Here is a 16,969-nt window from a genome sequence, read left to right as displayed (position 1 = left end):
AATTTCGTACACAGCCTAGACCAGGCTCGGCAGCACGATCTCATCGCTGCGACGCACGCCGGCGGTGAGGTTGCGGCACAGCTCCAGGAATTCGCGCATCGCCGAGGTCTGGTACTTCTGTTTATGCCAGATGAAGTAGAACTGCCGCGCCAGGTCCAGTTCCGGGGTTTCCACGGCCACCAGGCTGCCGCGGCGGAAGGCATCGCGTAGCGCCAGGCGCGAGATGCAGCCGATGCCCAGCCCCGATTCCACCGCACGCTTGATCGCTTCGGTGTGTTCCAGCTCCAGGCGCACATTCAGTGAGCTGCGGTGATGACGCATGGCCTGGTCGAAGGTCAGCCGGGTGCCCGAGCCCTGTTCGCGCAGGATCCAGGCTTCACGGGTCAGTTCCTCCAGGCTCGCCTGGCCGCGTCGGGCCAATTGATGCTGCGGGGCACAGAACACCACCAGTTCATCCTCGACCCAGCTCTGCACCTCGATATCGGGGTGGCTGCAGTCGCCTTCGATCAGACCCAGATCAATTTCATAGTGCGCCACCTGCTGCACAATGTTCGCCGTGTTCTGCACATGCAGTTTCACCTGGCTCTCCGGGTGCAACTGCATGAAGCTGCCGATCAGCAGGGTCGCCAGGTAGTTGCCGATAGTCAGGGTCGCGCCGACGGCCAGGGAGCCGAAGCCGGACTTGCCGTTGAGCAGGTCCTCGATTTCCTTGGCCTGGTCGAGCAGGGCCACGGCCTGGGGCAACAGTTGCTTGCCCAGGGCATTGAGGCTCAGGCGCTTGCCGGCGCGATCGAACAGTTGGCAGCTCGATTGCCGTTCCAGTTCGGTGATCGAGGTGCTCGCGGCGGACTGGGAAAGCGCGAGCAGGCCGGCGGCCCGTGATACGCTTTCCTGCTGGGCGACGGCGACGAATACTTGAAGTTGACGGAGAGTAAATCGCATATCTATATAACCGATAACCCTTATCTTGATAATTCATTTAACAGATATTGTCGCCGCCATTAGAATGCTATGCAATTGCGCTCATTGATAGCGCAGGCCAAATCTCCAGGAGCCCTATCCCAATGAGCAACATGAATCACGAGCGTGTCCTCAGTGTTCACCACTGGAACGACACTCTGTTCAGCTTCAAGTGCACCCGCGATCCGGGCCTGCGCTTCGAAAACGGTCAGTTCGTGATGATCGGGCTGCAGCAGCCCAACGGCCGGCCGCTGATGCGCGCCTACTCGATCGCCAGCCCGAACTGGGAAGAACATCTCGAATTCTTCAGCATCAAGGTGCCGGATGGTCCGCTGACCTCGCAACTGCAGCACCTGAAGGAAGGCGATGAGATCATCATCAGCAAGAAGCCTACCGGTACCCTGGTGCTCGACGACCTGAAGCCGGGCAAGCACCTGTACCTGCTGAGCACCGGCACTGGCCTGGCGCCATTCATGAGCGTGATCCAGGATCCGGAAACCTACGAGCGTTTCGAGAAAGTGATCCTGTGCCACGGCGTGCGTTACGTCAACGAAGTCGCCTACCGCGAATTCATCACCGAGCACCTGCCGCAGAACGAATTCTTCGGCGAGGCGCTGCGTGAGAAGCTGATCTACTACCCCACCGTGACCCGCGAGCCGTTCGAGAACGAAGGTCGCCTGACCGACCTGATGCGCAGCGGCAAGCTGTTCCGCGACATCGGCCTGCCACCGATCAACCCGCAGGACGACCGCGCCATGCTGTGCGGCAGCCCGAGCATGCTCGAAGAGACCAGCGAAGTGCTCAACAGCTTCGGCCTGACCGTTTCGCCGCGTATGCGCGAGCCGGGTGACTACCTGATCGAGCGCGCTTTCGTCGAGAAGTAAGGTCCGTTTCGGACCTGTGGCAGCCGGCTTGCCGGCGATAGCGTCCGCAAGCCGGCTTCACAGAAAAAAGCCCGCGTTGCCGAAAGGCAGCGCGGGCTTTTTCGTTTCTGGCGTTTCTACTCGGCGGGCACGACTTCCAGCACGCGGATCACGCCCGCCTGCGGGTAGTGCCAGCGCACATCCAGGTCCCAGAACTGCGCGCCGTATTCCCGCTCGGGCGTGGGGGTCTGGTACGCCGGACGCGGGTCCTGGGCCAGGCACTGTTCGATCAGCTCGATCAGTGGCTCGCCCAGGCGCCGGGCGTGCGCCTGGGCCTGGTGCAGGGCGCTGTCCGCCCACTGCACGGGAATCAGCTGCGGCGCCGCGCTGGCGATGTCGTTGACGGCCGTGGCAACGCTGTCGGCATAGGGCACGTAGGGCTTGATGTCGAGAATCGGCGTGCCGTCCAGCAGGTCGATACCGGAGATCCACAGCCGATGGCCTTCTACCTTGTCCAGCCGCACCACCGACTGGCCGATACCGTTTGGCCGGTGCGTCGCCCGGGTGGCGAACACGCCGATGGACTTGTTGCCGCCCAGGCGTGGCGGCCGCACCTTGAGCCGCGGCTTGTCCTCCAGGGCCTGGTGGAACAGGAACAGCAGCCAGACATGGCTGACCTGTTCCAGGCCTTGTACCGCATCGCCCTGGTCGAACGGTGCCAGCAGTTCCAGAACACCGCGTGCCGCCGGCGCCAGTTGTGGCTGGCGCGGGATGGCGAATTTCTCCTTGAAACAGGAGCGCACGAAACCGATCGGCGAGACGCTGTAGCTCATCGCGGCAGGCCTCAGGCCTCGATCCCGAGGATATTGCGCGCCACCGCTTCGGCGATGCGGATACCGTCGACGCCGGCCGAGAGAATGCCGCCGGCATAACCGGCGCCTTCACCGGCCGGGAACAGGCCCTTGACGTTCAGGCTCTGCATCGACGCGTCGCGGGTAATGCGCAGCGGCGACGAGGTGCGGGTTTCGATCCCGGTCAGTACCGCATCGTGCAGCGAGTAGCCCTTGATCTGCCGCTCGAAGGCCGGCAGGGCCTCGCGGATGGCTTCGATGGCGAAGTCCGGCAGCGCCAGGGCCAGGTCGCCGAGGGCCACGCCCGGCTTGTAGGACGGCTCGACGCTGCCCAGGGCGGTCGACGGATTGCCGGCGATGAAGTCGCCGACCAGTTGCGCCGGAGCCTCGTAGTTGCTGCCGCCGAGCACGAAGGCGTGGGACTCCAGGCGCTCCTGCAGCTCGATACCGGCCAGCGGGCCGCCCGGGTAGTCGACTTCGGGGGTGATGCCGACGACGATGCCGGAGTTGGCGTTGCGCTCGTTACGCGAATACTGGCTCATGCCGTTGGTCACCACCCGGTTCGGCTCGGAGGTGGCGGCGACCACGGTGCCGCCCGGACACATGCAGAAGCTGTAGACCGAGCGGCCGTTGCTGGCATGGTGCACCAGCTTGTAGTCGGCGGCGCCGAGTTTCGGGTGGCCGGCATACTTGCCCAGGCGGGCGCTGTCGATCAGCGACTGCGGGTGCTCGATGCGGAAACCGATGGAAAACGGCTTGGCCTCCATGAACACGCCGCGGCTGTGCAGCATGCGGAAGGTGTCGCGGGCGCTGTGGCCCAGGGCCAGGACCACGTGGCGCGAATGCAGCTGTTCACCGCTGTCTAGCACCACGCCGGTCAGTTGCCCGCCATCGAGCAGCAGGTCGGTGACCCGCTGCTGGAAGCGTACTTCGCCGCCCAGGGCCTCGATTTCCTTGCGCATGTTCTCGACCATGCCGGTCAGGCGGAAGGTACCGATGTGCGGCTTGCTGACGTAGAGAATCTCTTCCGGCGCGCCGGCCTTGACGAACTCCTGCAGAACCTTGCGGCCGTGGTGGTGCGGGTCCTTGATCTGGCTGTAGAGCTTGCCGTCGGAGAAGGTCCCGGCACCGCCCTCGCCGAACTGTACGTTGGACTCGGGGTTGAGCACGCTCTTGCGCCACAGGCCCCAGGTATCCTTGGTGCGCTGGCGCACTTCCTTGCCGCGTTCGAGAATGATCGGCTTGAAGCCCATCTGCGCCAGCAGCAGGCCGGCGAAGATGCCGCAGGGGCCGAAACCGACCACGATCGGCCGCTCGCGCAGGTCGGCCGGCGCCTGGCCGACCACCTTGTAGCTGACATCCGGCGCCGGACCGACATTGTGGTCGTCGGCGAACTGCTTCAGCAGGGCTTCTTCGTTGCGCGCCGACAGGTCGATGGTGTAGATGAACAGCAGTTCGGACGACTTCTTGCGGGCGTCGTAGCTGCGCTTGAACACGGTGAAGTCCAGCAGGTCAGCGCTGGCGATGCCCAGGCGCTGGACGATGGCCGAGCGCAGGTCTTCATCGGGATGGTCGAGCGGCAGCTTGAGTTCGGTGATTCGTAACATGACAGGGTCCAGTATGCGGCCACGCGGGCGCGCCGGCTTTACAACAAACCGGAGATTATAAGCCCCAACGGCGGTTTTCCGTGAGGCTTGAATGACTGCTGGTCCGAATCAGTCGTTGCGGGCACCGCCGAACGTGGCGCAGCCGCGCTGCACCTGGCCGTTGATGCGCAATTCGGCGCTTAGGTGGCGGACGCTGCCGGTGGTGCTGTCGACGCAGCGCTGCGGTGCCACCCACAGCTCGATGTGCTGGTTGTTGGCTTCGGTGCTCAGGCTGAAGCGCCCGTCACCCAATTGCTCTTCCAGGTAGGGCAGGACCAGGGGCGGCTGCTTGTCGCGCTCGAGGATCATGCCCTTGCCGCTGGCCTTGAACGACCAGTCCGGGCCATGGCCGCTGGCGATCACGGTCTGGCGCCGGAAGTCGAGGTCGGCGCAGCCGCCGTTATCGCGCTCCAGGCGGTAGAGTTGCTGCAGGTTCAACTGGCCGTCGGAGCTGTCGGCCTTGCTCGACGAGAAGCTGCCACGCAGGTCGACGAACAGTTTGCCGGGCTTGCTGGCGAAGGTCGCGGCTTGCTGGGCGATGCTGGTGTTGCCGCTGTCGTTGACGATGAAGCGGCGTTGTTCCTGGCAGGGCTGGAACAGCAGCTTGCCATCGACACTGCTCAGTTCGCCCTGCATGCGGTTCAGTCCGGCCGTGGGGTGCGGGCCGCTGGGGGCGAGCATCTGGCAACCGGCGGCTAACAGGGGCAGGGCGAAAATCATCAAGGAACGGGCGGCACGCATCATCGGGTCTCCTGGCAAGTGCCGCCACGTTACCCAGCCTGGACCCGCATCACAAGCCTTGTGGGAACCGGCTCAACCGACGCGGTAGGTCTGGCCGGTCTGCAGGCCTTCCACGCTCTTGGCGTAGGCCAGCGCCACGTCCACCGCCGCTACCGGCTTGAAGCCACGGAAGTAGGGCGCGTACTCGTCCATCGCCTCGACCAGCACGGTCGGGCTCACCGAGTTGATCCGCAGACCCCGCGGCAATTCGATCGCCGCCGCCTTGACGAAGCTGTCGATGGCGCCGTTGACCAGGCTGGCCGACGCGCCGAAGCGGATCGGGTCATGACTGAGGACGCCGGTGGTCAGGGTGAACGAGGCGCCGTCACTGGCGTATTCGCTGCCGATCCGCACCAGGTTGACCTGGCCCATCAGCTTGTCCTGCAGGCCCACCGCGAAATCCTCTTCGGTCAGTTCGGCCAGCGGGGCGAACTTGACGTTGCCGGCGGCACAGACCAGGGCATCGAACTTGCCGGTCTGTTCGAACAATTGACGAATCGAGGCGCTGTCGCTGATGTCCACGTGCAGGTCGCCGCTGGTGCGGCCGATGCTGATGATCTCGTGTCGCTGGATCAGTTCCTTTTTGATGGCCGAACCGATGGTGCCGCTGGCACCAATCAAGAGAATTTTCATCCTGCGCTTGCTCCTGTGGGGGGATTGAACACTCAGTCTAGGCTGGATTTTTCCCCGGATAAGCGTGCTAATAGGCAACCTTTGGTTTTATTCTGGAAACAATCCCGTGAGCGAAATGGATGACCTGGCAGCCTTTGCCGTGCTGGTCGAAGCGGGCAGCTTCACGCTGGCCGCCGAGCAACTGGGGTGCAGCAAGGGGCAGTTGTCCAAGCGCATCAGCCACCTGGAAACACAGTTCGCGGTGCAACTGCTGCACCGCACCACCCGGCGCCTGAGTCTCACCGCCGCCGGAGCGGCCCTGCTGCCCCAGGCCCAGGCACTGGTGGTGCAGGTGCAACGGGCGCGCCAGGCGCTGGCCCGGCTCAAGGACGATATCGCCGGCCCGGTGCGCATGACGGTGCCGGTGTCCCTGGGCGAAACCTTTTTCGATGGACTGCTGCTGGAGTTCTCGCGCAATTATCCCGATGTCCAGATCGAGCTGGACCTGAGCAACAGCTTCCGCGACCTGGTGCGCGAGGGCTTTGACCTGGCGATTCGCACCGAGACCGGCCGCGATGAGCGACTGGTGGCCCGGCCGCTGTTGGTGATCAACGAACTGACCTGTGCCAGTCCGGCCTACCTCGAGGCCCATGGTGAGCCGCAGACGCCCCAGGAGCTTGCCAACCATCGTTGCCTGCTCAACAGCCACTACAGTGGGCGCGAGGAGTGGCAATACCATCGCCAGCATGAACTGCTGCGGGTGCGGGTGGGTGGCACGTTTGCCAGCAACCACTACAGCCTGCTGAAGAAAGCCGCGCTGGCCGGTGCCGGTATCGCCCGGCTGCCGTCCTACGCGCTGGCCGCGGAACTGGCAGACGGGCGTTTGCGCTGGCTGTTGCGCGACTATCGCACCCGCGACATGCCGGCGTACCTGGTGCATCCCTACCAGGGCGGGCTGCCGCGGCGCACCCAGGTGCTGGCCGACTACCTGATCGGTTGGTTCAAGCGCAGCAGCGAGGCACTGGAGCGGCTTGAGCTGTAGTCATGCCGCTTGCAGCCGGGTAATGGCGCCGTAGCGAATCAGCAGGCCCAGCGTCTGGGCCGGATCGAATTCGGGGTCGGCTTCATGGGCGTGGGTCATGGCGCTTTCCAGCGCTTGTTCATTGAGCAGGCCCTGGATGAAGACCCGGCTGCCACGGTCGAGCCTGAACACCTCGACCTGCCAGTTGCAACGCAGTACCAGTGCTGTTTCACCCCGGCTCGGGTCGATCTGCTCCAACCGGCCTTCGCCCTGGTGCGCCAGCCAGATCGACAGCGTCGCGTAGGGTGACTCCAGCACCGCGACGCTGGGGTGCAGGCCGACCAGCAGGCGGCCCAGGGACTCCGGGGCCGCCAGGTGCAGGCCGATCTGTTCCGGGCTCAAGGGCGTGGCATCGGCGGCGTGATAGGCGTTGATCCGCAGACGCTCCAGGCACGCGACGTCGGCCAGGTACGGCACGCTGGCCGCTGGCGCGAAGCCGCGGATGAACGTGGCGAACTCCCGGCCGTAGTCGTTGAGGATCGGGCTGCGGGGCGGGTGCTGCCGGACATGCACGGCGGCCATGGCCCGGAAGAACTCGTCGCCGACCAGTGCCCGGACCACCGGGTAACTGTCGGCCAGGGCATTGATCAGCGAGCTCTGGACATTGTTGCGGTACACCGCGAAACGGCTGGCCGGATCGGCACCGTTGCGGCTGTGCAGGCCGGGCGGGCAGGGCTGTTGCGGGTCGAGCAGTGCCGCGCTGAAGCGGTCCTGGTCACTCATCGACCTACCTCGACACCATCGAGCAGGGCCTGGGCTCGTGCCGCTTCGACGAGCAATTCGCTGAAGGCCGGGACGCGGTTGTCGCGCTCGATCAGGGTCGGCAGCGCCCCGGTCCTGGCCAGCACCTGCTGGTAAAGGGCCCAGACCGCCGAATCGATGGGCGCGCCGTGATCGTCGATCAATAGACGGTCGCCGAGGCTGTCACGGTCCTCGGCGAAGCCGGCCAGGTGAATCTCGCCGACGGCTTGCAACGGCAGGGCCCCGATGTAGGCCAGTGCATCGCGTTGATGGTTGACGCAGGAGACATACACGTTGTTCACGTCCAGCAGCAGGCCGCAGCCGGTGCGGCGAATGACCTCGCCGATGAAGTCCGTTTCGTCCAGGGTCGAGCGCTGGAATTGCAGGTAGGTCGCCGGGTTTTCCAGCAGCATCGGGCGTTTCAGGGTGTTCTGCACCAGGTCGACATGTTCGCAGACCCGTTGCAGGGTGGCCGGGTCGTAGGCCAGTGGCAGCAGGTCGTTGAGAAACACCGGGCCGTGTCCCGACCAGGCCAGGTGTTCGGAAAACGACTGTGGCTGGTAGCGCTCGATCAGCCTGGCCAGGCGCTGGAGGTGTTGCCGGTCCAGCGGGCCTTCGCCGCCGATGGACAGGCCGACCCCGTGCAGCGACAACGGATAGTCTTCGCGAATCCGCCCCAGGTAATGGTGGAACGGGCCGCCGGCGACCATGTAGTTCTCGGCATGCACCTCGAAGAACCCGAGGTCGGGGCGGCTGTCGAGGATCACCTGGAAGTGCTCGCTCTTGAGCCCCAGCCCGACCCTGGATGGGAGCGGGTGGGCGCGGGCGCAATCAATGGGCGCGGATTGCGCTGACGGCGGCATTGCGCGTGTCAGCCTTTTTCGGTGAAGGCCTGCAGTTGGCCGAAACCGGTCGGCGAGGTGCTGCTGGCGGTTTTCTCGCAGGTGCCCTTGGGCACCAGTTTCCAGGCGCTGCCCTGGTTGTCCTGGGTCGAGGTACCGGCACAGCTGGTACCGGCGCCGGCGGCGCAGTCGTTCTGGCCCTTGGCGGCGACACCGAAGCATTTCTCGGTGTCCCCGGCGTGGGCGGTCATCGGCAGTGCGGCGATGCTCAGGGCGGAGCCCAGGGTCAGGGCGAGGGTGGCGGCGGACAGCGTACGGCTGGTGGCGTTGCTCATGGTCGATCTCCAATTGAAGAGGGCGCCTTCCTGTCTGGTATGGGCAGCGAGGGTAGGCGGGGTGCGGCCAACATAATCGATTATGGGCGGCGAGGGTACGGACACGATGTTCCGGGCAAAGAAAAGCCCCGACAGAACGGGGCCTTCTCGTTGCACGGCAGTGGAATCAACCGCCCAGGTACGCTTCGCGGACTTTCGGGTCGGTCAGCAGGTCATTGCCGCTGCCTTCCATCACCACCCGGCCGTTCTCCAGCACGTAGGCGCGATCGGCGATCTTCAGCGCCTGGTTGGCGTTCTGCTCCACCAGGAACACCGTCACTCCGTCCTTGCGCAGTTGTTCGATGATATCGAAGATCTGCTGGATGATGATCGGTGCCAGACCCAGCGACGGCTCGTCGAGCAGCAGCAGCTTGGGCTTGCTCATCAGCGCCCGGCCGATGGCGAGCATCTGCTGTTCGCCGCCGGACATGGTGCCGCCGCGCTGGCTGAAGCGCTCCTTGAGCCGTGGGAACAGTTCCAGGACCTTGTCCATCTGCTCCTGGTAATCGCCCTTGTCGGTGAAGAAACCGCCCATGGCCAGGTTTTCCTCCACGGTCAGGCGCGAGAACACACGGCGGCCTTCCGGCACCACCGCGATGCTCTTGCGCATGATCTGCGAGGACTCCTGCCCCACCAGCTCTTCGCCCATGTAGCGAATGCTGCCGCTGTGGGCCCGCGGCGAACCGCAGAGGGTCATCAGCAGGGTCGACTTGCCTGCGCCGTTGGCGCCGATCAGGGTGACGATCTCGCCCTGGCGGACTTCCACGTTGACGCTGTGCAGGGCCTGGATCTTGCCGTAGAAGGTGGAAACGTTTTCGAACTGCAGCATTTACGCTTCCCCCAGGTAGGCTTTGATCACATCGGGATTGTCGCGGATCTGTTGTGGTGTGCCATCGGCCAGCGGCGTGCCCTGGTTGATCACGACGATATGGTCGGAAATGCTCATGACCAGTTTCATGTCGTGCTCGATCAGCAGCACGGTGACGCCGTGTTCCTCGCGCAGCACGCTGATCAGCGCCTTGAGGTCGTCGGTTTCCTTGGGGTTCAGGCCGGCCGCCGGTTCGTCGAGCATGAGGATCCGTGGACGGGTCATCATGCAGCGGGCGATTTCCAGGCGACGCTGCTGACCATAGGCCAGGGTGCCGGCCGGGCGGTTGGCGAATTCGGTCAGGTTGACCTTGTCCAGCCAGTACGCGGCGTATTCCATGGCTTCCCTTTCGCTCTTGCGGAACGACGGGGTCTTGAACAGACCGGCCAGGAAGTTGGTGTTCAGGTGACGGTGCTGGGCGATCAGCAGGTTTTCCACGGCGGTCATGTCCTTGAACAGACGCACGTTCTGGAAGGTCCGCACCACGCCCTTGCGGGCGATCTCGTGGCCGGCCAGGCCCTGGATCGGCTGGCCGTCGAGGATGATGCTTCCGGCGCTGGGCTTGTAGAAGCCGGTCAGGCAGTTGAACACCGTGGTCTTGCCGGCACCGTTGGGGCCGATCAGTGCCACGACCTGTTTCTCTTTCACGGTCAGGGCCACGCCGTTGACCGCCAGCAGGCCGCCGAAGCGCATGCTCAAGTTTTCGACTTTCAGGATCTCGCGGCTCATTTGCGCAGCTCCATGTGTGGACGTTGCATCGGCAGCAGACCCTGTGGACGCCAGATCATCATCAGCACCATCATGGCGCCGAACATCAACATGCGGTAATCGCTGAATTCACGCATCAGCTCCGGCAGCAGGATCATCACGATCGCTGCGAGAATCACCCCCAGTTGCGAGCCCATGCCGCCGAGCACGACGATGGCGAGGATGATCGCCGATTCGATGAAGGTGAACGACTCCGGGGTCACCAGGCCCTGGCGGGCGGCGAAGAAGCTGCCGGCGAAACCGGCGAAGCAGGCACCCAGGGTGAATGCCGAGAGCTTGATCACGGTGGGGTTCAGGCCCAGGGCGCGGCAGGCGATCTCGTCTTCACGCAGGGCTTCCCAGGCGCGGCCGATCGGCATGCGCAGCAGGCGGTTGATCACGAACAGCGCGAACAGCGCCAGCAGCAGGGCGACCAGGTACAGGAAGACCACCTTGCTCACCGGGTTGTAGGCCAGCCCGAAGAACTCGTGGAAGGTCTTCACACCCTCGGCGGCACTGCGCTCGAAGCTCAGGCCGAAGAAGGTCGGCTTGGGGATGTTGCTGATGCCGTTCGGGCCGCCGGTGAGGTCGGTGAGGTTGCGCAGGAACAGCCGGATGATCTCGCCGAAGCCGAGGGTCACGATGGCCAGGTAGTCACCGCGCAGGCGCAGCACCGGGAAACCGAGCAGGAAGCCGAAGGTCGCGGCCATCAGGCCGGCGACCGGCAGGCACAGCCAGAAGCTCCAGCCGAAGTAGTGCGACAGCAGCGCGTAGCTGTAGGCGCCCACCGCGTAGAAGCCGACATAACCCAGGTCGAGCAGGCCGGCCAGGCCCACCACGATGTTCAGGCCCAGGCCCAGCAGCACGTAGATCAGGATCAGGGTGGCGATATCGACCGCCCCCCGCGAGCCGAAGAACGGCCAGATCAGTGCGGCCACGATCAGGCCGATGATGATCCAGCGCTGGGTCCGTGGCAGGGTCAGGAACTGACCGACCTTGGGCGACACCAGCGGGCCACGGGACGACTTGAACATCGTGCTGACCTGCTGGCTGAACAGCACGCGCAGGAACATCAGCACCGAGCAGAGGGCGATGACGGTCAGGGTCAGGGGACCGGTGCCATGCACTTCGAGGTTGATCCCGACGATGCTCAGCTTCAGGCCGAGTACCGGAAAGGCCACGGCCCAGACCAGCAGGGCGCTGAACAGCGCCTGTTTGAGATATCTGTTCATACTTTCTCAACCTCCGGACGGCCCAGGATGCCGGTCGGACGGAACAACAGCACCAGGACCAGAAGACCGAACGCCACCACATCCTTGTACTGGTCGCCGAACACGTCGGCACCAAAGGCTTCGGCCACACCGAGCACCAACCCGCCGAGCATGGCGCCCGGAATGCTGCCGATACCGCCCAGTACTGCGGCGGTAAAGGCCTTCAGGCCTACCAGGAAGCCGGCGTTGGGGTTGATCACCCCGTACTGCATGCTCAGCAGCACGGCGGCGACCGCGGCCAGGGCGGCACCGATGACGAAGGTCAGGGCGATGATGTTGTTGGTGTTGATCCCCAGCAGGTTGGCCATCTTGATGTCTTCGGCGCAGGCACGGCAGGCGCGGCCCAGGCGTGAACGGGAGATGAACAGGGTCAGTCCGGTCATGGCGATCAGGGTGATCACGAAAACCAGGATCTGCATGTAGGAAATCAGGACTTCCTCTGCGCCCCCCGGACCGAAGGAGATGCTCCCCGGGATCAGGTTGGGAATGGACTTGTCCTTGGAGTCCTGGGACAGCAGTACGGTGTTCTGCAGGAAAATCGACATGCCGATGGCGGAAATCAGCGGAATCAGACGGTTGCTGCCGCGCAGTGGGCGGTAGGCAACGCGTTCGATACTGTAGCCATAGGCACTGGTCACGACGATCGTCGCGATGAACGCGGCGGTCATCAGCAGCGGCAGGGAGTGGATTCCCATCATGGCCAGCCCGGCAAGGACGATGAAGGCCACGTAGGAACCAATCATGTAGACCTCGCCATGGGCGAAGTTGATCATTCCAATGATGCCGTAAACCATTGTGTAGCCAATGGCTATCAAGGCATAGGTGCTGCCAATGGTCAGGCCATTAACCAGCTGTTGGAAGAAGTGATAGATCTCAGGCATTACAGCGCTCCTAAAAACCCGATACGCATTTCACTGGTGGAGTCATGTTCCGGCTCGTCGGGCGTGGTCTGTCGCCACGTTGGCACGAGCGTTTGCCAGCGAACCGCTGGTGACGGTTTTAAGATTTTCAGGTGAGCCAGCTCCCGGATCGCGGGTGTCAGGCCCATAAACCTCGTAAAACAAAGCCCACTGTGCAAACAGTGGGCTTGTTGACCTGTCAGGCCTGAGTTACTGAGGGGATACTTCGGTCTTCGGCTTGCCGAAGTGCCATTCGTAGACCACGAACTTGAAGTTCTTCAGGTCGCCCTTCTCGTCGAAGGACAGTTCGCCAGTCGGGGTCTTGAAGGTCCCGGCGTGGATAGCGGCAGCCACCTTGGCGGTGTCTTCGCTCTTGGCGTTCTTGATGCCGTCGGCGATCAGTTCGACAGCAGAGTAGGCCGGGAATACGAACGGACCGCTCGGATCCTTGCCGTCAGCCTTGATGGCGTCGACGATGGCCTTGTTCTCCGGGTCGGCATCGAAGGACTTCGGCAGGGTAACCAGCAGGCCTTCGGAAGCGTCCTGGGCGATCTGCGAGATGGAGTCGTTGCCGACGCCTTCCGGACCCATGAACTTGGCGTTCAGGCCTTTTTCCTTGGACTGGCGCAGGATCAGGCCCAGCTCTGGGTGGTAGCCGCCGTAGTAGACGAAGTCGACGTTGTTCTGCTTGAGCTTCTGGATGATCGAGGAGAAGTCCTTGTCACCGGCGTTCAGGCCTTCGAAGACCGCGACTTTCACGCCTTTCTTCTCGAGGGTCTGCTTGACCGCGGTGGCGATGCCTTCACCGTATTGCTGCTTGTCGTGCAGTACGGCAACCACTTTCGGTTTCACGTGGTCGGCGATGTAGTTGCCGGCGGCAGGGCCCTGGGCGCTGTCCAGGCCGATGGTGCGGAACACCAGCTTGTAGCCACGGGCGGTGATTTCAGGGCTGGTGGCCGCCGGGGTGATCATGATCACGCCTTCGTCTTCGTAGATGTCCGAAGCGGGCTGGGTGGAGCTGGAGCAGAGGTGGCCGATGACGAACTTGACACCATCGTTGACGACCTTGTTGGCGACGGCCACGGCCTGTTTCGGATCGCAGGCGTCGTCGTATTCGACCGCTTCGAGTTTCTTGCCATCGACGCCGCCCTTGGCGTTGATGTCCTTGATGGCCTGTTTCGCGCCCGTGAACTGCATGTCACCGTACTGGGTCACAGGGCCGGTCTTGGGGCCGGCGATGCCGATCTTGATGGTGTCTGCAGCGAAAGAATGGCTGGCGATACCGGCCAGAACCATAGCGGCGAACAGTTTGGAAATCTGCTTAGTCATTAGTGCTCCACTCTTGCTGTTGTAATTTTTATAGTCCTGACGCCAGGGCGGCAGAACCGGGTTTTGACAACCCGATTTTACCCGGCAACTGTACCGATACAGTTTAGAGCGCTCGTTTATCGCTTGGATAGCGGGCTGCCGGGGACAAAATCGGGAGATGTCGCTTAAATGAAAGAAAGAGACAGAATAGCGGCAGATGGCCATGCAGATTATTATCTGGATGTTGCTGAGCTTTCACGGCAATCCCTGCAACCCTGATCCTTCTTTCACCCCAACCTTTACATCCGGGTTTTTCTACCTTGAGTCGCGACGTTATGATTGCGCCGATTTTTTCTCAGGTGGAACTCCCATGATTGAAGAACCTAGCACCCTCTATGCCAAGCTGCTTGGTGAAACTGCATCTATCCGCTGGGAGGAGCTGCAACCGTTCTTTGCCCGGGGTGCCCTATTGTGGGTCGAACCGTCGCTGGATCTGATCGCCGCGGCGCAGGCCATGGCCGAGAATCAGACCGAGAAAGTAGCGGATTGGCTGGCCACCGGAGCGTTGGCCAAGGTGTCTGAAACGCGGGCCCAGGATCTTCTCGAGCGTGATCCGAGCCTGTGGGCGGTGGTGGTATCGCCCTGGGTGATGATCCAGGAAAGAGCAACTGGGTAATTCAAGGCACTGTAATGGTGCATATGCGTTATGCATTTATGGCCTACGAGTGTGTAGGCCAGTAACCGCATGCAGCAGTAATGGCAGTTTGCCCGTGGAGAAAATCCACAGTCCTTGACAGGCATATCGCAGCTTCCCTGCCACGACATCCGATTCTGTAGGGCCCGGCTCGCCGGCTAAGCTTCTGGCGGCCTCAAGGGCCCATTCGCCGGCAAGCCGGGCTCCTACAGGGTGATGGGGGCGGTCGGCTCAGTACTCGGTCCGACCGGTGTGGCTGTTCAAGGAAATGACCTTGGTCTTGCCGATGCGGTGACGGTAGATCTCGCGCAGATACTTGATCGCCTTCTTCACGCAATCGCGGGACAGGCGGATATCGTTGATCGAGACGAACTTGTCCTTGTCATTGATCAGTTCGCGGTACTTCTTCTCGTACATCGGCTTGATCGCGTACCAGTTGGTATCGAGGATCTTCGCCGGGTTCTCGAACTCGTTGAGCAGGTCGTCGATATGCCCTTCGTCGAACTCGTCGCGGGTGATGAACTCGAGCATCGAGTTGTCCAGCGTGTCGTCGAAGCGGTACGGGTTGCGCGCGAAGCAGCGCTTGATGAAGGCCACGATCAGGGTCAGGAAGTCGTCCGACAGGCACGGGCTCTTGGCAATCAGCGTGGTCAGCGACAGGTTGGCCGAGGCCCCGATCACCAGGGCGTAGCGCTTGAGCGTGGTGTTGGGGAACAGGCTGTTGAGGTGGGTCTTGAGCCGGTTCAGGTCCATGTAGGACAGCTTGTAGTCCTTGGGCAGCGAGACGATCGAAACCACCGACGAGCAGTTCTTGAAGAAATGCAGGTCGTGCAGCGCCGCGGCGTCGTAACCCGAAGCCTTGTACTGCTCCAGGGCGGCGCGGTAGCGCTTGGACTCGATCGGCAGCAGGCTGATGCCTTCGATGGCCTGGGTGACCTTGTTGAAGTGCGGCAGGTCGATGGAGCGGAAGAACAGGTCGTCGATGTTCAACCGCTGCTGTTCCTTTTCGAACACCTTGAACTTGTCGCCGGTTGGCGCCGGCTGTTCCGGTACCACGGATTCGGCGTAGGCGATCGCCACGGGGCCTGCCAGGCTCATGAACAGGTCGTTGGCGTCCAGGCGGATGGTCTCGCCGATGTCGATGCCGGCACGACGGAAGTAGTTCTGGTCGTAGTCGGTGGTCACCGCCTGGGCGGTCAGGATGTTGAAGATCTGCTGGGAGATGTACTGGTTGGCGTGCTTCTCCATGGCATTGACATCAATGTTCTGGATATTGCCGTCATCGTTCTCTTCGGCATAACGCATGATGTCGTTGGAGATCAGCATCATCGCGTTCCATGGGCGGATACGACCCATGACGCTGGCTTCGCTGCTGTCTTCATTGTCGAAGTTGTACGAGAAGTCCCACTCTTCCGACAGGTACTTGCAGAGCAGGCGGCCGGCGTTGATGTGCAGGGCCTCGGACATTTCGCTGCGATGGTCGGAGATGTTCGGCAGCACGCAGATGCCGCTGGTGAAGATCGGTTCGAAGACGAAGGAGTGGCCGCTCTTGCTGTCGTGCTCGTCCATCGGCTTGGTGTCGAATGTCTTGTTCATGTACGAGTACTGCTGGGCCAGGCCGAATTCCGAGGCCATGCCCGAACCGGTACCACCGCCGGCACTGAAGATCGAGAAGTACAGGCGCGACTGGTTGGCCTTGATGCCGCAGGAGTCGATCAGGTACGAGTGGATCATCTTCCAGTCGGGGCTGGAGAAGCGCTGGGTGTCCTTGTTCAGGATGATCTTGGCCAGGTACTGGCCGAGGATCGGGGCGTTACCCGCGCCACCGGCATGCACCTCGGACAGGTCCATGATCTTCATCTTGCTGTAATCGCGGATGAACCCGCTTTTCTCGCCCTTGCGCGAAAAGCGGATGCGGCCGGCGATGTCCTTGTCCAGGTCGCCGAGCATCACCAGCGGTTCGACCAGAAACACCGGCTTGGCGGACTTGCTCTGCACCAGGCGCAGGTTATTGCGGATCCACTGGGCGGGGCGGTAGCCCTTGTCGACGGACTTGTCGTCGTTGTTGAATTCGTTGAGGTAGAACTTGCGGGCGTTGTAGACCAGTTCGGCGACATCCAGTGCGATGTTCGAGCCGCAGCGGCCCAGGCCGATCAGGCAGACCGAGGGGAATTCCTGTTCGCGACGGGCCTCGTTCTCCACCTCCAGGTGCGGTGGGCGCGGAAATACCATGTCGCGCAGACCGTCGAGGTTGTCGAGGATACGATCCGTATTGGTTTCGGTGAAATAAAGGTACTGCTGCGTCGCCAGTGGACGGGGCGTCGAGTAGGCCTTGTAGGTTTTTTCCACGACCGCGGGCGACATCAGATCGGATACTGCGTTGGCTGGGTTATTTTTGGAGGTCATTGTGCGCCATATGCCTGGTCTGGTTG

The 16,969-nt window shown here is 62.7% G+C and carries 17 protein-coding genes; 3 read left to right on the top strand and 14 right to left on the bottom strand.

What is annotated here, in order from left to right:
• Positions 1 to 15: 15 nt before the first annotated feature.
• The gene (locus PF66_RS02130; protein WP_054060998.1) at positions 16 to 942 is read right to left on the bottom strand and encodes a LysR family transcriptional regulator; all 927 of its coding nucleotides are present in this window, start codon (positions 940 to 942) and stop codon (positions 16 to 18) included.
• A gap of 122 nt (positions 943 to 1,064) precedes the next feature.
• Between PF66_RS02130 and fpr the strand changes: the two genes are divergently transcribed.
• Complete coding sequence (gene fpr / locus PF66_RS02125; RefSeq protein ID WP_016966062.1) at positions 1,065 to 1,844, top strand: ferredoxin-NADP reductase; 780 nt, start codon at positions 1,065 to 1,067, stop codon at positions 1,842 to 1,844.
• 116 nt (positions 1,845 to 1,960) lie between these two features.
• On the opposite strand, the gene tsaA is transcribed toward fpr, so the two are convergent.
• The 4 genes from tsaA to PF66_RS02105 all read right to left on the bottom strand — a co-directional run bounded on the left by tsaA (position 1,961) and on the right by PF66_RS02105 (position 5,733).
• A complete protein-coding gene (gene tsaA, locus PF66_RS02120; protein ID WP_054060999.1) occupies positions 1,961 to 2,656 on the bottom strand; it encodes a tRNA (N6-threonylcarbamoyladenosine(37)-N6)-methyltransferase TrmO in 696 nt (231 codons plus the stop codon).
• An 11-nt stretch (positions 2,657 to 2,667) separates the two neighbouring features.
• A complete protein-coding gene (locus PF66_RS02115; RefSeq protein WP_054061781.1) occupies positions 2,668 to 4,281 on the bottom strand; it encodes an NAD(P)/FAD-dependent oxidoreductase in 1,614 nt (537 codons plus the stop codon).
• Positions 4,282 to 4,389: 108 nt separating this feature from the next.
• Positions 4,390 to 5,064, bottom strand: coding sequence for a COG3650 family protein (locus PF66_RS02110; protein WP_054061780.1), 675 nt, complete (start codon positions 5,062 to 5,064; stop codon positions 4,390 to 4,392).
• Between the two features lie 69 nt (positions 5,065 to 5,133).
• Entirely contained in the window at positions 5,134 to 5,733 is a 600-nt protein-coding gene (locus tag PF66_RS02105; RefSeq protein WP_054061779.1) for a short chain dehydrogenase, read from the bottom strand.
• A 106-nt stretch (positions 5,734 to 5,839) separates the two neighbouring features.
• Here PF66_RS02105 and PF66_RS02100 point away from each other — a divergent pair, with 106 nt between their 5' ends.
• Positions 5,840 to 6,754, top strand: coding sequence for a LysR family transcriptional regulator (locus tag PF66_RS02100; RefSeq protein ID WP_054061003.1), 915 nt, complete (start codon positions 5,840 to 5,842; stop codon positions 6,752 to 6,754).
• On the opposite strand, the gene PF66_RS02095 is transcribed toward PF66_RS02100, so the two are convergent.
• The 8 genes from PF66_RS02095 to PF66_RS02060 form a co-directional block, all read right to left on the bottom strand.
• Complete coding sequence (locus PF66_RS02095; protein WP_054061004.1) at positions 6,755 to 7,516, bottom strand: DNA-binding domain-containing protein; 762 nt, start codon at positions 7,514 to 7,516, stop codon at positions 6,755 to 6,757.
• Positions 7,513 to 8,397 (bottom strand): DUF692 domain-containing protein, encoded by an 885-nt coding sequence (locus tag PF66_RS02090; protein ID WP_054061005.1) that lies wholly within the window; start codon positions 8,395 to 8,397, stop codon positions 7,513 to 7,515. The genes PF66_RS02095 and PF66_RS02090 overlap by 4 nt, the downstream gene beginning before the upstream one ends.
• A gap of 8 nt (positions 8,398 to 8,405) precedes the next feature.
• Entirely contained in the window at positions 8,406 to 8,711 is a 306-nt protein-coding gene (locus PF66_RS02085) for a DUF2282 domain-containing protein (RefSeq protein WP_054061778.1), read from the bottom strand.
• A gap of 166 nt (positions 8,712 to 8,877) precedes the next feature.
• A complete protein-coding gene (locus PF66_RS02080; RefSeq protein WP_054061007.1) occupies positions 8,878 to 9,579 on the bottom strand; it encodes an ABC transporter ATP-binding protein in 702 nt (233 codons plus the stop codon).
• A complete protein-coding gene (gene livG / locus PF66_RS02075; RefSeq protein WP_054061008.1) occupies positions 9,580 to 10,347 on the bottom strand; it encodes a high-affinity branched-chain amino acid ABC transporter ATP-binding protein LivG in 768 nt (255 codons plus the stop codon). It lies immediately after the preceding gene.
• Positions 10,344 to 11,597, bottom strand: coding sequence for a high-affinity branched-chain amino acid ABC transporter permease LivM (locus PF66_RS02070; protein ID WP_054061777.1), 1,254 nt, complete (start codon positions 11,595 to 11,597; stop codon positions 10,344 to 10,346). Before PF66_RS02070 ends, livG begins: the two co-directional genes overlap by 4 nt.
• The gene (livH, locus tag PF66_RS02065; RefSeq protein ID WP_054061010.1) at positions 11,594 to 12,517 is read right to left on the bottom strand and encodes a high-affinity branched-chain amino acid ABC transporter permease LivH; all 924 of its coding nucleotides are present in this window, start codon (positions 12,515 to 12,517) and stop codon (positions 11,594 to 11,596) included. The genes PF66_RS02070 and livH overlap by 4 nt, the downstream gene beginning before the upstream one ends.
• Positions 12,518 to 12,745: 228 nt before the next feature.
• Entirely contained in the window at positions 12,746 to 13,864 is a 1,119-nt protein-coding gene (locus PF66_RS02060) for a branched-chain amino acid ABC transporter substrate-binding protein (RefSeq protein WP_054061011.1), read from the bottom strand.
• Positions 13,865 to 14,213: 349 nt separating this feature from the next.
• On the opposite strand from PF66_RS02060, the gene PF66_RS02055 reads away from it, so the two are divergent.
• Positions 14,214 to 14,519, top strand: a complete 306-nt coding sequence (locus PF66_RS02055) for a DUF2288 domain-containing protein (RefSeq protein WP_054061013.1) — start codon at positions 14,214 to 14,216, stop codon at positions 14,517 to 14,519.
• A 249-nt stretch (positions 14,520 to 14,768) separates the two neighbouring features.
• Here the strand turns inward: PF66_RS02055 and PF66_RS02050 are convergent, their stop codons facing one another.
• Positions 14,769 to 16,943 (bottom strand): hypothetical protein, encoded by a 2,175-nt coding sequence (locus PF66_RS02050; RefSeq protein ID WP_054061012.1) that lies wholly within the window; start codon positions 16,941 to 16,943, stop codon positions 14,769 to 14,771.
• Positions 16,944 to 16,969 lie beyond the last annotated feature (26 nt).

The sequence above is a fragment of the Pseudomonas asplenii genome (assembly GCF_001293465.1).
GTDB lineage: Bacteria > Pseudomonadota > Gammaproteobacteria > Pseudomonadales > Pseudomonadaceae > Aquipseudomonas > Aquipseudomonas fuscovaginae_B.
The sequence above is the reverse complement of the archived record's forward strand: the minus strand, read 5'-3'. Positions and strand labels throughout refer to the sequence as shown.

What these genes read in the sequence shown, in the direction of transcription:
- PF66_RS02130 (WP_054060998.1), bottom strand. Translation starts at nt 942, where the DNA reads ATGCGATTTACTCTCCGTCAACTTCAAGTATTCGTCGCCGTCGCCCAG.
- fpr (WP_016966062.1), top strand. Translation starts at nt 1,065, where the DNA reads ATGAGCAACATGAATCACGAGCGTGTCCTCAGTGTTCACCACTGGAAC.
- tsaA (WP_054060999.1), bottom strand. Translation starts at nt 2,656, where the DNA reads ATGAGCTACAGCGTCTCGCCGATCGGTTTCGTGCGCTCCTGTTTCAAG.
- PF66_RS02115 (WP_054061781.1), bottom strand. Translation starts at nt 4,281, where the DNA reads ATGTTACGAATCACCGAACTCAAGCTGCCGCTCGACCATCCCGATGAA.
- PF66_RS02110 (WP_054061780.1), bottom strand. Translation starts at nt 5,064, where the DNA reads ATGATGCGTGCCGCCCGTTCCTTGATGATTTTCGCCCTGCCCCTGTTA.
- PF66_RS02105 (WP_054061779.1), bottom strand. Translation starts at nt 5,733, where the DNA reads ATGAAAATTCTCTTGATTGGTGCCAGCGGCACCATCGGTTCGGCCATC.
- PF66_RS02095 (WP_054061004.1), bottom strand. Translation starts at nt 7,516, where the DNA reads ATGAGTGACCAGGACCGCTTCAGCGCGGCACTGCTCGACCCGCAACAG.
- PF66_RS02090 (WP_054061005.1), bottom strand. Translation starts at nt 8,397, where the DNA reads ATGCCGCCGTCAGCGCAATCCGCGCCCATTGATTGCGCCCGCGCCCAC.
- PF66_RS02085 (WP_054061778.1), bottom strand. Translation starts at nt 8,711, where the DNA reads ATGAGCAACGCCACCAGCCGTACGCTGTCCGCCGCCACCCTCGCCCTG.
- PF66_RS02080 (WP_054061007.1), bottom strand. Translation starts at nt 9,579, where the DNA reads ATGCTGCAGTTCGAAAACGTTTCCACCTTCTACGGCAAGATCCAGGCC.
- livG (WP_054061008.1), bottom strand. Translation starts at nt 10,347, where the DNA reads ATGAGCCGCGAGATCCTGAAAGTCGAAAACTTGAGCATGCGCTTCGGC.
- PF66_RS02070 (WP_054061777.1), bottom strand. Translation starts at nt 11,597, where the DNA reads ATGAACAGATATCTCAAACAGGCGCTGTTCAGCGCCCTGCTGGTCTGG.
- livH (WP_054061010.1), bottom strand. Translation starts at nt 12,517, where the DNA reads ATGCCTGAGATCTATCACTTCTTCCAACAGCTGGTTAATGGCCTGACC.
- PF66_RS02060 (WP_054061011.1), bottom strand. Translation starts at nt 13,864, where the DNA reads ATGACTAAGCAGATTTCCAAACTGTTCGCCGCTATGGTTCTGGCCGGT.
- PF66_RS02055 (WP_054061013.1), top strand. Translation starts at nt 14,214, where the DNA reads ATGATTGAAGAACCTAGCACCCTCTATGCCAAGCTGCTTGGTGAAACT.
- PF66_RS02050 (WP_054061012.1), bottom strand. Translation starts at nt 16,943, where the DNA reads ATGACCTCCAAAAATAACCCAGCCAACGCAGTATCCGATCTGATGTCG.